This is a genomic window from Sandaracinus amylolyticus (assembly GCF_021631985.1).
Taxonomy (GTDB): Bacteria; Myxococcota_A; Polyangia; order Polyangiales; family Sandaracinaceae; genus Sandaracinus; species Sandaracinus amylolyticus_A.
The window spans coordinates 10,335,530-10,351,936 of record NZ_CP070225.1 but is presented as its reverse complement, the minus strand read 5'-3'; the positions used below and the strand labels follow the sequence as shown (position 1 = coordinate 10,351,936).

The window sequence follows — 16,407 nt, the reverse complement described above, 5'->3', positions numbered from 1 at the left end:
GTGCGGTCAGTAGCGAGGGCCGCCGCGCTTCGGGTCACGCGATTTCGAGAAAAAGATCGCGTGCTTGCGAAGAACGTAGAGCGCTCCGTGCGCCGCGCGCGGAGCACTCGGTGTGCTCGCTATTCTCCTCGCAATTCCGCGGATCTCGCCTCGGCGCGCTCCCACATGCGCAGGTAGCCCTCGGCGGAGCGGAAGAGCGGCTCGAGGTCTTCGTCGGTGACTCCGTCGTTGCGCGCGTCCTCGATCAGCTCGGGCATCAGTCCGATGTGGAGCATGCCCTCGGTGTCGAAGTCGACGTCGCGCTCGCCGAGGTGGGGCGCGGTGAACGTGACGTCGCCGCGGTACGACTCGAACGGGTACTCCATTCCGTTCGCCTGCGGCGTGCCGCAGTCGCTGTCCTCGCCGAAGCGCGGGCGCGGGCCACCGGCGAAGCCGTTGAGGTCGAACCCGAAGCCCTCGGCGGGATAGCCGCCGTGCGCCTGGATGAGCGCGATGCGGTCGCGCAGTCGATCGCCCATCGCGCCCGGGCGATCGGGCGCGCTGCAGCGACCGAGCCCGGTCTTCGACACGCCGCCGAGCTCGTAGATCACGCCGCCGTGGGTGTTGCCGTGGGTGCCCGCCGCGGGGTAGTCGGCCTCGATCAGCAGCTCGTACGCGCGCAGGAACGAGCGGCGCGGGAGGTGATCGACCTCGATGATCATCCCGCGCTGCATGAGCTCGCGGATCAGCGTCTCGCCGAGCGCGGTGAGGCCCGCGCTCTGGCAGTAGTCGCCTTCGAGCGGCGGCTCCTGGAGGTTGGCGAGGAAGGGCCGGAGCGTGCCGATCGGGTTGTCTGCGAAGCCGCTCATGTCGTTGGGCGCGGGCGCGAGATAGTCCTCGCGCGGCATGTTGAGCCCGCCGAACACGACGTCGCCGTGATCGAAGACCGAGTCCACGACGGGGCAGTCGAGGACGAAGCTCGACCAGTGGCCGCTGTTCACGAAGCTGCCGATCTGTCCGACGCGTCGATCGCCGTCGCCCGCGGAGAACGCGTTGTCGAGCTTGTGCACCGGGAAGATCGCGCGGACGCCGAGCTCGTGATAGCGGTCGAGCTGCGCGCGCACGTGCGCCTCGTCGCAGGTGGGGAAGCCCTCGCGCGGCGTGAGGAAGCAGTCGAAGAGGTTCGACGTCTCGATGCCGAGGATCACCGCGAGCTTGCCCTCGTCGATCACGCGGCGCGCGTCCTCGGGCGTCGTCACGATGCGGAACCAGCCGCGGCCCGGACCGCCCCACTGCGCGTCGACGTAGCGCTCGAGCGCGTACGCCGCTTCGATCGAGCGCTCGGTCGCGACCATGTCGTTGCACGAGTAGCGAGTGGGCGAGGCGCCGGGCAGGCCCGCCATGAACTCGCAGAGGACCGAGTTGCTCGTCGCGTGCTGCACGAAGAGGCGCAGGCCCGCCATCCACGCGCGCTCGAGCCAGCGGTAGTACATCGTCTGGTGCGTCGCGCTGCCCCAGGAATTCGGCCAGTCCGTGAAGGTCGGGTAGCCGTCGGTCGCGTGGTTCGGCTCGGGGGTCTGGCCGGTGATCAGTGCGGGGAGCAGCGCGTCGACGTCGAGATCGCCGAGGCCCGCGAACGCGAAGCCGATCAGGTCGCGACGGCCGTCGATGCCGTGGAAGGGCTCGCAGCTCGGCAGCGCGTGCTCGACGCCGAGGCGATGGAAGGGCGCGCCGTGGTACTGGCCGCCGCCACCGAACCCCGCGTTGCTGAAGAGGTGACCGTGGGTCTCGACGATGCCGTACACCGCGCCGTCGTCGAAGCGCTGCGGATCGATCGTGCCCTCGGCGTCGAGCGTGAGCTCGGGGAACTCGGCGCAGCCGGTGGTCGGATAGAGCGCGATCACCGCGGCGCGCGTTTCGTCGTCGACCAGGCCGCGGGTGCCGAGGTAGCGGCCGCTCGCGCGGTGCACGAGCTGGAAGCGATCGGGATCGTGGGCGGAGGGCTCGAGATCCCACTCGGCCGGCGACTGGTAGGTGTCGTCGATCAGCAGCACGTCGGAGAGCAGCTCGGACGTGCGCGCGAGCGTGCCTTCCTGGGCGACGAGGTAGTGGCGCTCGGCGTCGAAGAACAGATAGGTGCCGAGATCGGCGGCGCGCATCGTGAAGCGCGCGCCCGCGTCCTGCGTGGTCGCGGAGAACGTGAACGTCTCGCCACCCGGCGCCGCGACGAGCCAGCGCGTGTTGGTGCTGCCGGGCTCGGTCGCGTCCATCGCGTAGCAGCCGCTCGCGAACGAGTGGACTCCGTCGTGCTCGGGCGCGGGTGGACGCTCGACGTGAGGCGGCGCCTCGTCGCACCCGAACGTCGAGAGGACGAGGCAGAGCGCGAGCAGCGTGTGGCTGGAAAGCTTCACGGGAGCACGCTACGGCAAGGCGCGACCGGGTGTCGAGCGAGCGCCGCGATCAGGGCAGGCCGGTGACGTCGCGCAGCGCCCACGCGCCGAGCTGACCGGTCTCGTTGGAGCCCCAGCACACGACGCGTCCGTTCGCGCGCACGGCGCAGGTGTGCGCGGCGCCCGCGGAGATGTCGATCGCGTCGGCGAGCCCCGGCACGTCGAGCGGCATGGTCGAGCACCCGCACGTTCCGAGCTCGGGCCCGCCGCCGCTCACCTGAGCGGAGCTGTCGAGGCCCCAGCACGCGACCGCGCCCGACGCGCGACGCGCGCAGGTGTGCGAGCTGCCCGCCGCGAGCTGGACGGCGTCGGTGATCGCGAGCGTGCTCGTCGGCGCGGTCACGCTCAGCCGCGTTCCGTCGCCGCGCTCGCCGCTCTCGTTCCGGCCCCAGCAGCGCACCGAGCCGGTCGCCGAGCGCAGGCAGAAGTGCAGCTGGCCGCCGACGACCTCGACGCCGCTCATGCCCGTGATGCGGAACGGCACGTACGAGTAGTAGGGCTCGGTCTGGACCGCGAAGAGCTGCTGTCCTTCGCCGAAGCAATACACCGCGCCGTCGCTCGCGCGGGTCGCGCAGGTGGTGGACCTCGCGGCGCTCAGCGACGAGACCGCGCCGATCGGGCTCGCGTCGAACGAGTACGTCATCGTCGTGCGGTAGGCGTTGGGCTCGAGCCCGAGCTGGCCGTAGTCGTTCCTGCCGAGGCCCGAGATCGAGCCGGCGGTGCTCGACGCGATCACGACGTGCGCCTCGCCGATCGTCACCAGCGTCGACGCCTGGAGCGGGCTCACCACGTTGGGCGCGGTGAAGAACGGCATGCCCGCGCCCGACTGGTGCTCGCCGCTCGATCCCCAGCAGACGAGCTCGTGCCCGGTGCCGCCCGCTGCGGCGCGCGTCGCGCAGGTCGAGCCGCCGTCGGTGCCGTAGACCGAGCGGCTCGCCTCGAGGCGCGTGACGCCCGCGAGACCGCTGACGGCGACGGGGAGGAGGCGCGACGTCGTGGTTCCGTCGCCGAGCTGTCCGGCGGCGTTGGCACCGAAGCACGCGACGGTTCCGTCGGCGCGACGCACGCACGTGTGCTCGGGGCCCGCGGCCACGTCGACCGCATCGGTGATCCCGATGACCTCGAGCGGCGCGAGCGGCGCGCCGTCGCCGAGCAGGCCGTACTGCGTCGATCCGAAGCAGGTCACACGACCGCCCGTGCGCTCGATGCACGTGGTTCGGGCCCCGGCGCCGACGCGCACCGCGTCGGTGATCCCGGCGACCGCGACCGGCGTGATCCGCGCGGTGACGCCTCCATCGCCGAGGCGGCCGTAGGTGCCCTGGCCCCAGCACCACACCGTGCCGTTCGCCCGGACCGCGCACGTGTGCGAGCCACTGAGCCCGACGTCGACGACGTCGGTCATGCCCGGCAGCAGCGCCGAGGTCGCCGCGGCATCGACGACACCGAGCGTGCCTGCGCGCCCGAAGCAGCGGAGCGCGCCCGCGCCTTGGATCGCGCAGCCTCCGGCGCGCACGTCGACGTAGGTCGCGCCGGTGACGGTGGCCGCGACGGCGGGAGCAATGGCATCGCCGACGCACTGGAGCGCGCCCGCGTCGGTGCGGATGCACGTCACGGCGTCGCCGGTGTCGACCTGCGCCGGAGCGCCGGTGAACGCGGTGGCGCGAGCCGGAGTCGCGCGGCTCGTGCGCGTGCCGTCGCCGAGCTGTCCCTGGCGGCCCTCGCCCCAACACCACACCTCGTTCGCGGTCGAGCGGATGCACGTGTGGTAGCCGCCGGCCGTGACCTCGACCGCGAGCGGGATGCCGGTGACCAGCAGCGGCGTCGCCGAGAACGCGGTCATCGAGCTCGTCCCGAGCTGCCCGACCGTGTTGTCGCCCCAGCAGTGGACCCGGCCGTCGGTCGTGCGCGCGCAGCTGTGCTCGCCGCCCGCGCTCACTTCGACGACGTCGGTCAGCCCGGTCACCCGCACCGCCGAGACGCGCCGCGCGGTGGTGCCGTCGCCGAGCTTTCCTTCCTGGTTGTGGCCCCAGCAGTACACCTCGCCGCCGCGCACCACGCACGCGTGGTAGGACCCGACCGAGAAGCGACGCGCGCTCTGGCACGCGCCCGCGATGCACTCGGCGCCGGGGCCGCAGCTCACGTCGAGCGCGGTGTCGACGGCTCCGTCGCAGTCGTCGTCGCGCCCGTTGCAGGTCTCGAGCGCCTCGGGAGAGCGCCTCGCGTCCGAGTCGTCGCAGTCGTCCTTCGGAAGGCCGCCGCCGCACATCGCGGCGAGCGGCGCGTGGCCGTCTTCGTCGCGATCCTCGTCGATCGCGTCGCCGCCTCCCTCGCTGCAGTCGTCGTCGCGCCGGTTGCAGCGCTCCGAGGCGCCGAGGTGGATCGCGGGATCGGAGTCGTCGCAGTCGCCGCCGACCGCGATGTAGCCGCTCGGGATCGTGCAGTCGGTGCGGGTCGTGGTCGCCGACGGATCGCCGCGTCCGTCGCCATCGGCGTCGCGGTAGTAGACGCGGTCGCCGGGCGTGTCGACGGTGCCGTCGCAGTCGTTGTCGAGGCCGTCGCAGACGTCGGTGCGGCCCGGATGCACGCGCGGCTCGAGATCGTTGCAGTCGCCGGCCATCGCGGCGTGGCCCGCGGGCGCGGTGCACGCGGTGCGCGGCGCGCCGGTCGCGTCGCCGTATCCGTCGTCGTCGCGGTCGGGGTAGTAGGTGCGGCCGAGGCCTTCGTCGACGCGCCCGTCGCAGTCGTCGTCGTGCTCACCGCAGATCTCGTCGGCCGCGGGCGAGATCGCCGCGTCGCCGTCGTCGCAGTCGGTGCCGCAGGTCGCGCCGTTGCAGCAGGAGGCGTCGATCGCGCCGTCGCCGTCGCCGTCGGTGTCGCCGAAGGTCTCGGGATCGCAGTCCTCGTCGTGGCCTTCGAGATCGCAGATCTCGGACAGCGTCGGCGCGCGGTCTCGATCTGCGTCGTCGCAGTCGGTGCCTCCGCACGCGATCGCGTCGACGCCGTCGCCGTCGGCATCGGGCGTGGCGATGCAGTCGGAGAGGCACGCGTCGGCCTCCTCGTCGCAGGTCTGCGAGGGCTCGCAGCGAGGCGCCGCGGATGCGACGCAGCCGAGCTCGTCGGCGTCGACCGCGCCCACGACGCATCGCTCCTCGCCATCGCAGAACACGCCGTTCGAGCAATCGAGGTCGCGTGTGCACTGCGCCCTCGCGTCGCGAGCCGGGTCTGGGCCCGCGTCGGCAGGTGGATCTTCGTCGCGGCATCCGACGAACGACGTGGCGACGAACGACAGGACCGACACCACGACCCACGACCGCGCTGACGTCATCGGACGCACCCTCCCCATCGCGCCGACGCTAACAGAAGGGCCGCGTCCTCCGCACGGGGGGCCCCGATGCGCGCTATACGGCCTCTCGTCGTGCCGATCGAAGCGCTCCCGATCGATCCCTTCCTGCCCGAGATCACCGCGGCCGCGCGGGCGGGCAACCTGGTGCTCGTCGCCGAGCCGGGCGCGGGCAAGACGACGCGCGTGCCGCGTGCGCTGCTGCTCGAGAGCGGGCTCGCGGACGCTGGTGAGATCGTGGTGCTCGAGCCGCGGCGCATCGCGACGCGCATGGCGGCCAAGCGCGTCGCCGAGGAGCTCGGCGAGGAGGTCGGCGGGCGCGTCGGGTACACGGTGCGCTTCGACGACGTGTCGAGCGCGAGGACGCGCGTGCGCTTCGTGACCGAGGGCGTGCTCACGCGACGGCTGGTCGCCGATCCGACGCTGCGCGGCGTGTCGTGCGTGGTGCTCGACGAGCTGCACGAGCGATCGCTGCACGCCGATCTCGCGCTCGCGATGGTGCGCGCGCTGCAGCGCGCGGAGCGGCCCGATCTGCGGCTCGTCGCGATGAGCGCGACGCTCGAGGCGGAGCGCGTCGCGTCGTTCCTCGACGCGCCGGTGGTGCGGGTGCCCGGGCGCCGCTACGAGGTGACGATCGAGCACGCGGAGGGAGCAGACGACCGCCCGCTCGAGCGGCGCGTCGCGGCCGCGGTGAAGCGTGCGCTGCGCGAGTCGAGCGAGGGGCACGTGCTGGTGTTCCTGCCCGGCGCGGCGGAGATCCGTCGCGCGGCCGAGGCGCTCGAAGAGGGTGCGCGCGCGCTCGACGTCGACGTGCTCCCGCTGCACGGCGATCTGCCGCCCGCGGAGCAGGATCGCGCGGTGCGTCCCTCGGCGCGCCGCAAGGTGATCCTCGCGACCAATGTCGCCGAGACGTCGCTGACGATCGACGGAGTGGTCGCGGTGGTGGACTCGGGGCTCGCGCGGGTCGCGCGGCACTCGCCGTGGTCGGGCCTGCCCACGCTCGAGACCGAGCCGATCTGTCAGGCGAGCGCGACGCAGCGCGCGGGACGCGCGGGGCGCACCCGCGCCGGGCGCGCGATTCGTCTCTACACCAAGCACGATCACGACACGCGGCCGCGCCACGACGCGCCCGAGATCCAGCGCGTCGATCTCGCCGACACCGTGCTCGCGCTGCGTGCGCGAGGGGTGCGTGACGTGCTCGAGTTCCCGTTCTTCGAGGCCCCGCCGCGCGCTGCGATCGTGGCCGCGGATCGGCTGCTCTCGCTGCTCGGCGCGACGACGCACGAAGGTGCGCTGACGGGCGTGGGGCGCGATCTGCTCGCGCTGCCGCTCCATCCCCGGCTCGGACGGGTGGTGCTCGAGGCGGACGCGCACGGGCTCGGGGCGCGGGGCGCGACGCTCGCCGCGTTGCTCGCGGAGCGCGATCTGCGGATGTCGATGCGCACGCGGATGTCGCGCGATCGCGATCACGCGCACGAGAGCGGGACGAGCGACGCGGTGCACCGGCTCGAGCTCTTCGAGACGGTCGCGGCGCAGGGTGTGAGCGCGTCGCGGCTGCGCGCGCACGAGCTCGACGTCGCGGGCGGGATGGCGGCGGCGCGGGCGTCCGAGCAGATCGTGCGCGCGCTGAAGCGCGTGAAGGGCCGTCCGAGCGAGCACGCCGATCTCGACGAGGACGCGATCCTGCGGCGCGCGCTGCTCGCGGGGTTTCCCGATCGCGTCGCGAGGAGACGGCGCGCGAAGGAGCCCGAGGTGGTGCTCGCGGGCGGGGGCTCGGCGCGGCTCGCGGAGACGAGCGTGGTGCGCGAGCCCGAGCTGATGGTCGCGATCGACGCCGAGGAGCGGCGCGGGGCGATCGAGGTGCGCACCGCGAGCGCGATCGAGGCCGAGTGGCTGCTCGAGATGCTGCCCGATGCGATCGAGGACGTGCGCGAGCTGCGCTTCGATCCGAAGACGCGGCGCATCGAGAAGATCGCGGCGCTGCGTTATCTCGGGCTCACCATCGACGAGTCGCGCGGAGACGCTGCGGGCGAGCCGGGCGCGGCCGCGGTGCTGGCGCGCGCGCTGATGGAGCAGGGGATCGATCGGCTGATCGATCGCGAGGCGCTCGCGCAGCTGCGATTGCGGCTCGCGCTGGCGCGCAAGGTCGATCCCTCGCTCCCCGAGCTCGACGATGCGCGTTTGCTGTCGGTGCTCGAGCAGGCGAGCGAAGGACGGCGCAGCGTCGACGAGGTGAAGGGCGCCGGGCTCTTCGATCTGCTGCTCGCGGACCTCGGGCACGACGTGACGTCGAAGCTCGATCGGCTCGCGCCCGACCACGTCTCGCTGCCGGGGCGCAAGCGGGTGGCGGTGCACTACGAGGTCGATCGTCCGCCGTGGATCGAGAGCCGGATGCAGGACTTCTTCGGCTGGCTCGAGGGGCCGCGGATCGGGGGCGAGCCGGTGGTGCTGCACCTCCTCGCGCCGAACCAGCGCGCGGTGCAGGTCACCACCGACCTCGCGGGGTTCTGGGACCGCCATTATCCGACGCTGCGCAAAGAGCTGATGCGCAGATATCCGCGCCACGCGTGGCCGGACGATCCGCGCAAGCCGCTCCCGCCGAAGTGACTCCCTGCCGGAGTGCTCGTCCCGCCGGCGGGCGAGCCGAATTTTTCGACAGGCCCTACGGCGCGCCGGCGCGCAGCTCCACGACGAGCTCGCGACCCTCGGCGCGCGCGCGATACGAGACGCCGTGCGCGCGCCCGACCCGCCGCGCGAGCTCGTCGAGCGCTCCGCGCCGCGCGTCGGTCTCGGGCACGCCACGCGCGATGTCGGCGAGCACGCTCGCGGCCCGATCGCCGTCGATCGCGCCCGAGCCGCGCTCCGTCGAGGCGCGATCCCCGGTGGTCTCGGGGCGCGCGAGCGCCGCTCGCACGTCGTCCTCGCGGGCTCCGACGATCCAGCGCGCGCCGCGCCGGGCCGCGAACCCACCGCCGATCTCGCGCACGTTCGCGTCGCCCCGCGCGAGCCCGGCTCCCGCGAGCGCGCCGTCGATCCGCGCGCCTTCTCCGATCGCGACCCAGCGATCCCACGCGCCCTCGCCCGCCGCGGGCATCCACGCGAACGCGATCTGCTCGGTCTCGCGCAGCACGAGGCGGCCGAGCGCGGCGCGATCCGCGGGCAGCTGCACCGCGCCCGGACGGCGCCGCGGCGCGCGCGCGGCGTGCGAGGCGAGCGCGAAGCGCGCGATCGCGCCCTCGGGCAGCATGCCCTCGAGCGGCACGATGTCGCGACGCGGCTCGCGATACGGCGAGCGCATCGTGACCACGAGCGCGCCGCCCTCGGGGCGGACCTCGAGCGTCGAGTCACGACGGGCCGTCAGCGGCAGCTCGCGCGCGCTGCGCCAGTCGAGCGTCGCGAGCTGGAGCACCGGGCCGGCGGTCCAGCTCCGTTCGAGCCGGCGCAGGCGCGACGAGCCGGCGAGCGATCGGTTCGCGCGGGGCGGCGTCGAGAGCACGGCGCGCGCGATCTCCTCGTCGCCGAAGAGCACGACGCGATCGCCGGTGAAGAGCACGTGGGTGAGACGGACGTCGGTCGCGCCGTTCTCGCGCCGCTCGACGGTCGCGTAGCGCTCGATGCCCACGCCTCCGAGATCGACCTCGGCGCGCGCGCGCTCGGCGATCACGATCTCGCCGGTGCCGCCGGCGCCGGGCGCATCGAGGAGCGCATCCACGACCAGCGGCGCCGGGCCCGCGAGCGCGGCGAGCTCGCCCGCGAGGACCGCGACGTCGAGCGGCAGGCGCGCGGCCGCGGCGGCGCTGGACGCCGGCTCGGCGAGGGACGCGCGCACACGATCGGCGTCCTGCACGTGCGCGACGCACACCCACGAGCGCTCGCCGGAGTCGGCGATCGCGCACTCGATGGGGCGCTCGAGATCGACGCCGCTGCCGTTGCCGGCCGCAGTCGCGATCGGTGCGAGCGGGCCCGAGCGCAGCGCCGCGGTGAAGCCGGCGGGCTGGCTGATGCGCGCGTGGCGCCAGTACGAGCCGGTGAGCACGCGCGGCAGCGGCTCGCTCGCGAGCAGCGTGATCGCAGCGGTCGAGAGCTCGCTCGGGCGGCGCGCGCGCCGGGCGCGCTCGACCTCGGGGTCGGTGACGCGCCCCCGCGCCGATCCGGCGCGATGGAGCGCGACGTCGCGGGAGATCGCGGCGAGCAGGACCGGCGCGCCGGCGACCAGCGAGGGCGCGCGCTCGAGGCGCGAGCGGTCCTGGGGATCACCCGCGGCGGCGAGCGCGTGGACGAGCGCCGCCACCAGCGCGCCGTCGAGCGGCTCGGCCGAGGGCTGCATGGCGTCGAGGCGCGAGCGCATCATGTCGAGCTCGGCGGCCGGCGCGCGCAGGTCGTGGGCGCGCACCGCCTCGATCGCGAGCGCGGTGGGACCGCTCTGGATGGCGCGACCGAGGAGCGCAGGATCGACGGTGCCGGGCTGGATGCGCTCGGCGGCGAGCGCGATCAGCGGGAGGCGAGGCCCGTCGGTGCGCTGCATCAGCTCGTCGGCGAGCGTGCGGCGAGCGTCCTGGGGCAGCCCGACCAGCACCTGGACGCTCGCATAGGGGAGCTCGGCCGCGCGGGTGGCGGGCGGACGCGCGAGGACGTCGCGCGCGGCGCGCAGCGCGCCCTCGGGATCGACCATCGCGAGCGCGACGCCGCGACGATGGGCGCGAGGATCGGCGTCGAGCAGCGCCGCGAGGCCGAGGCCGCCGTGCTGCGCCGAAGGCTGCGGCTGCGGCTCCGGCGATGCGGCGCTCGCGGGCGTGGGCTCGGCAACGCGCTCGGTCTGCTCGGCGGTGCGGAGCGCTTCGGCCGCGGCGCGGTGGGCTGCGTCGGCGGCGCGACGCTCGGCCTCGATCGCGCGCGCCTCGGCCTCGAGCACCTGGCGTTCGGCGGCGAGGGCCTGCGCATCGGCGTGCGAGGTGAGCTCGCCCGACGCGCTGGCGCGCTGCTCGGCCAGGGCGGCGCGCTCCTGGGCATCGGCGAGACGCGCGGTGTCCTCGACGGCACGGCGCTCCGACTCCGCAGCGGCGACCTCGGCGGCGGCGGCGCGCTGGCGCGCGTCGGGATCGGGGCTCGGATCGCTGGGCGGCACGACCGCGACGGGCGGAGCGCTCGGCGTCGGGGGCGCTTCGCTCGACGCGACGGGCGGCGGTGGCAGCGGGGGAAGCTGAGCGAGCACGCGGATCCCCGACTCGGCGGTCGGCGGCGCGGCGGCGGGCTCGGTGGCAGCAGCGGTTTCGGCGACGACGGGCGGAGCGGCGACTCCCGCGTCGGCCGCGTCGTCCGCGGGAGGAACGGCGGCGACCGCCGCGGGCGCGACGGCGATCACGTCGACCGGCGGCTCCGACGCCGGCGCAACGGGAGCGAGCGCGGCGTCGGGCGTCGCGGGCGGCGGGGGCTCGGCTGCCGCAGCGACCCGCGGCGGCGGGGCGGCCTCGGGGCGAGCCGTGGCGATCTGGGCAGCGGCGCGCGCTGCGATCACCGTGCGGCGCGCTTCCTCCATCGCGGCGCGTTCGGCGCGCTCCGCGCGCGCCTCGGCCTCGAGCGCGCGACGCTCGGCCTCGGCGAGGCGGCGTGCAGCGTCGGCGGCGCGCTCGTCCGGCTCGGCTTCGCCGATCGCGTCGGGATCGGCGGCGGCGGGGCGAGGACGCGCATCGAGCGCGCGGCGCTCCGACTCGGCAGCCCGGCGCTCGGCCTCCGCGAGGCGCGCCTCGGCCTCGCGGCGACGACGCTCGGCCTCGGCGGCCCGGCGCTCCGACTCGACGGCCCGGCGTGCCGCTTCTTCGACGAGCTCCTGGCTCGCGGCGGCAGCGGCGCGCTCGGCTGCGGCCGTGCTCTCGGCCGACGCAGCTCGCTGGGTGGGCGCGGCGCGCTCGATGGGCTCGGCGCGCTCCGCGGGCGCAGTGCGCTCGGGGCGCTCCGCCGCCGCGGCGTGCTGGGCGGGCGCAGTGCGCTCGGCGGGCTCCACCGGCGCGACGGTCTCGCGTGATGCAGCGGGCTCGGCCGTCCGCTCGGCGGACGTCGCGCGCTCGGCGCGGTCCGGGTCGGCCGTGGCAGCTCGCTCGGAGACGGCCACCGCGCGCTCGGTGGGGCGCTCGCTCGGCGCGGCGCGCGCGACCCGAGGCTCCTCGGTGGTCGCACGGGCGCTCGCCGTCGCGGTGCCCGCGCACGCGAGGATTCGCTCGCGCTCACCCGCATCGCTCGCGGCCACGTACGCATCCCGCAGCAGCGCGTCGCGTGCCTCCGCCGACCCGGCCGCACGCAGCTCGCGCGCGAGCGGGCATCGCTCGTCGCCATCGCTCGCGGCGCGCACCGGCTCCTGCGTCGCCGCCGGAGCGCTCGCGACCACCACCGGGGGCGCCGCGCTCTCGCGCTCGATCCGCGGATCGTCGGGCACGCTGGCCCGCGCCCGCTCGCGCATCGCCACGAGCCCCTCTTCGTCCGCGATGCCCGCGATCGCCGCGATCATCGTGGGCCGCGCCACGTCGCGCAGCGCGACCTCCGCGAGCCGCAGCGCCTCGTCGCGCCGGCCCGTGCGCACCGCCCGCACCGCCGCGCCGTACGCAGCGAGCGCCGAGTCGGGATGCTCGCTCGCGAGCGCCGCGATCTCCTCGCCCGCGAACCCGCTCCGCCGCGCGCGCTCGAACGTGTCCACGCCGGCCGCGTCGAGGTGCCCGTCCGCGAGATCGCGCTCCGCCCATCCGACGAGATCGCGCAGCTCGTACACCCTCTCGAGCTGCTCCGCGGGCGCACCCTCCATCGCGCGCACCGCCGCGTCCGCGTAGAGCTTGGCCGCCCGCACCCGCGCCTCGGCGAGCGCGAGCGCCGCGAGCTCCTGCCACTGATCGGCCGCGGTCCGCGCGCGCTGGGCCCGCAGCAGCAGACCGGCCGGCGGACGGCGCGTCGGATCGCGCTCCCATCCGTCGGGCAGCCATCCGCGCGCCTGGGCCTCGAGCTCGGCGGCGATCGCCTCGTCGCGCTCCCCGCGCTGCGCCCGGAACACCGCCTCGCGGTGCAACACGGCCCCGGGCAGCGCGTCGCCCATGGCGTCGCGCGCCTCCGCGAAGAACGCCTCGGGCTCGAGCCCCGCAGCGCGCGCCGCGCGCGGTACCTCGGTCACCGCGTCGGCGAGCAGCGCCGCGACGACGGGATCGTGCCCGCGGCGCCACGCCCGCAGGCACGTCGGGAGCGCAGCAGTGTGCCCGAGGAGGCGCGCGTGCTCGCTGCACGCCAGCGCGTCGAGCTCGGGGTGGTGCTCCGCGAGCGTTCGCAGCCGCGCGAGCACGTCGGGCTCCTGCCGATCGAGCGCGTCCGCCGCGACGAGCCGCCATGCGAGCCGCTCGTCGATCGCACCGCGCGCCCTCGCGAGCGCACGCAATCGATCGTGCGGCGCGAGCGGGCGATCGTCGCGCACCCGCGCGCGCGTCGAGGCGCCCGCGTCCGCCGCGGCGAGCGCGCCCTCGCCGTCACCGACCAGCACGCGCAGACGCACCAGCCATCGCCGCCGCGACGGCGACGCGGGCGAGCTCTCCACCAGCGCGAGCATCGCGCTCGCGCTCGGCGCCTCCTCACCCGGACCCTGCGCGATGCGGTGCCGGAGCGCCGCCTCGATCGCCTCCCACGCGCCGGGCACGCGCGCGATGCGCGGCCCACCACGCGCCACGAACTCGAGGTATCCGTCGCGCGTCGGCGCGCCGTAGAGATCGGCGAGGTCGGCCACCTGCGCGGCCTGCTCGCTCACCAGCGCGGGCGAGAGCCCGAGCGGATCGATCGCGAGGAGCACCGCGCGCGCCCGCTCCGCCGGCGCATCGGGCTCGGCCTCGCCCCACGCCTCGATCCATCGCCGCTGCAGCATCGGCGCGGTCGGTGCGAGCACGAGCGCGCGGGCCAGCGTGTCGCGGGCCGCGCCGGGATCGCCCTCGGCGCGGCGGCGCAGGGCATCGAGCAAGAGCGCGACGGCGCTCCCCGGCGCGAGCGCCTGCGCGCGCTCCGCCACCTGCGCGAGCTCGCTCGCGGACGCGCCTCGCTCGCGCGCGTCGCGCTCGATCGCCGCGCCCATCCAGCCCGCGATCACTGCGCCGTCGTGATCGGCCGCGCGCTCGAGCAGCACGCGCAGCGCGGCGGGCGCCGCGGCGCGCCACGTGTCGTACGCGAGGTGGCGATCCGCCGCGACGAGCCGGTCGGTGTCGCCGGTGATCGAAGGCGCGGTCACGCGCGGTGCATCGACCGGCGGGGTCCCGAAGCGCGTGAGCGCGGGCCCGAGCGCCAGCGCCTCGGCGAGATCCGAGAGCGCGACCTCGCGACCCGCGGAGAGATCGTCGAGCCACGCCGCGAGCGCGATCCGCGTCGCGCCGGTGAGCAGCGCACCGTCGCTCTCGAGCTGCATCCGCGCGCCGCCCACGTCGCCCTGTCGCGCCGCGAGCACGATGCGCGCGCGCACCCAGCGCGGCGCCAGCGAGAGCCGCGAGCGCGAGGCCGACTCGATCCACTCGGCGGTCGCCCCGAGCCGTGCGTCGTCGACCGCGAGCTCGATCGCCGGCAGCGACGCCTCGTCGAGGTCCGGGACCTCGCCCTCCGGCGTGAGCCCACCGCGCCATGCGTCCTCGCTCAGCACCACGAGCCGCGCCTCGCACGCCTCGCGCTCGGTCCGCTGCGCCGCGCACTGCGCCGCCACGCGCGCCGCGCCGCGATCGACGGTCCACAGCGCGTCGATCGCCCGCTCGCGCAGCTCGTTCGGAGCGTCCCCGTCGAGCGCGACCTCGAGCACCAGCGTCGGCGTCGCGACGCCCGCCGCGACGAGCGTCCGCGCCGCCCACCGCGCCCGATCGCGGAGCGCCTCGCTCACGCCGGGCATCGATCGCAGCGGCGCGATCGCGCGCGCGACCGCGATCGATCGGTGCTCGCGATCGTGCTCGAGCTCCCAGTCCGCGATCGCACCGCCGTCGCCGTCGATCGTCGACGCGAGGCCGGCGATCAACGTCGCGGTCTTCCGCTCGTCGTCGTTCCGCGCGTGCGGGAGCGCGTCGCGCGCGAGCTCGAGCGCGTCACCGTGCAGGCGCAGCCCGAGGCAGTGCAGCGCGAGGCCGATCGCGATCGACGCGTCGTCGGGATCCGCCCGGCGGGCACGCTCGAGCCGGGCCACGGCGAGCCCGTGCCCCGCGGCATCGGCGCTGCCGACCACGTCGACGGCGAGCTCGGCATGGCCGGCCTCCGCGAGGTGCACGATCGCGCGGGCCATCGGGTCCCAGCGATCGATCTCGCGGATCGCGCGGGCCAGCGCCTGCACCTGGGCGGCGTCGTCGCGGCGCGCGGCCTCGCGGAGGCGACGCGCGAGCGCCGGCAGGGCGCGCGACCCGAACCGCGCGATGCGATCGATCGGCAGCGGCTCGCCCGGGAGCTCCGCGCCGAGGCGCTCGAAGTCGAGTCGCGCCGCATCGTCGAGCGCGCGGACCAGAGGATCGGCGAGCACCAGCCCCTCGAGCGATCCGCCCGCGTCGGCACGCACCCACACGAGGCGCGCGATCAGGTCGCGCGCGCGACCGGGATCGCCGCGCCCCACCGCTTCGAGCGCGAGCTCGAGGCTCCCGGTGCGCTCGGCGTATGCGAGCGCCTCGTCGCGCACCTCGACGTGGAGGCGTCGCGCTCGATCGCGCTCGGCCTCCGGCGCGAGCGTCGCGTTCGCGCGGGCGACCTGCAGCGCGCGCAGCGTCGCCTCGATCGCGAGGCCGTGGTTGCCGAGGCGCGCCTCGAGCGCGGCGATGCGGCGCAGGCGCGCGACCTCGCTCGGCGGGTCGGTCGCGAGGTCGGGATCGATCGCGCCGAGCGCGAGACGCTCCCGGCGCTCGTCGTCGGACGGCGCGCCTGCCGCGTTCCGGAACGGCGCCCGGAAGTAGCTCGCGCCGCAGCCGGCGAGCGAGAGCGCGAGCGCAACCAGCGCGAGCGAGACGAGGCGGGACCGGTCGTGCTGCACGTTCTTCCTCCGCGACGCGAGCGTGCTCACGTTCGGCGAGAGGGTAACGCGAGCAGGTCCCACGCGATGCGATCGATCGCGATGCGCGCGTGTCGGGGAAGCTCCCGATTGCGTCGGCGAAAATGACCCGGGTCAGAACGTGCCGAGCACGTGCAGCACGACCGCGTCGCGATCGAACGCGACGCTGGGCATCACGGTCGGGGACTCGTCGAGCGGTCCGTCGCCGAAGCTCCAGAACGCGTGCGCGATGAGCCAGCCTCCGATGCCGGCGAGGAAGGCCGCGGCGAGCATTCTCTCGTCGCCGGTGCTCTCGTCCGGGTCGCACGACTCGGACCCCGGCGGTACCGGCGCCAGCATCAGCACGATCCCCGCGACGCTCTGCGCGGTCCCGAGCGAGAGCTCGAGCGCCGCCGCCCAGTCGGGGAACATCTGGTCGCCCATCGCGATCTGGGTGCCGATCAACGTGAGCTCGACCGCGCTGCCGACGCCGAACGCAATGCCCCAGTGGAGCTCGATGTGATCGGCCGGTGGAGGTGGAGGCGTCGTGACGAGCCGGCATGCGTGCGCGGAGCTCGGCGCGGCGAGCAGCGCGAGCGCGAGCGCAGGGACCAGCATCGTGTGGCTGACGTTCATTT

The 16,407-nt window shown here is 75.3% G+C and carries 5 protein-coding genes; 1 reads left to right on the top strand and 4 read right to left on the bottom strand.

All coding sequences use genetic code 11. From position 1 onward, the window contains the following. Positions 1 to 119: 119 nt before the first annotated feature. Positions 120 to 2,390, bottom strand: a complete 2,271-nt coding sequence (locus tag I5071_RS43985) for a membrane dipeptidase (protein WP_236519404.1) — start codon at positions 2,388 to 2,390, stop codon at positions 120 to 122. Between the two features lie 49 nt (positions 2,391 to 2,439). After that, on the bottom strand, positions 2,440 to 5,754 hold the full coding sequence (locus tag I5071_RS43980) for a MopE-related protein (RefSeq protein ID WP_236519403.1): 3,315 nt from the start codon (positions 5,752 to 5,754) through the stop codon (positions 2,440 to 2,442). A 66-nt stretch (positions 5,755 to 5,820) separates the two neighbouring features. Between I5071_RS43980 and hrpB the strand changes: the two genes are divergently transcribed. After that, positions 5,821 to 8,376: an ATP-dependent helicase HrpB gene (gene hrpB, locus I5071_RS43975; RefSeq protein WP_419249619.1), complete on the top strand. Its 2,556-nt coding sequence runs from the start codon at positions 5,821 to 5,823 to the stop codon at positions 8,374 to 8,376. A gap of 55 nt (positions 8,377 to 8,431) precedes the next feature. On the opposite strand, the gene I5071_RS43970 is transcribed toward hrpB, so the two are convergent. Further along, complete coding sequence (locus tag I5071_RS43970) at positions 8,432 to 15,835, bottom strand: hypothetical protein (protein ID WP_236519401.1); 7,404 nt, start codon at positions 15,833 to 15,835, stop codon at positions 8,432 to 8,434. Between the two features lie 69 nt (positions 15,836 to 15,904). Then, on the bottom strand, positions 15,905 to 16,405 hold the full coding sequence (locus I5071_RS43965; RefSeq protein ID WP_236519400.1) for a hypothetical protein: 501 nt from the start codon (positions 16,403 to 16,405) through the stop codon (positions 15,905 to 15,907). Positions 16,406 to 16,407: the final 2 nt, after the last annotated feature.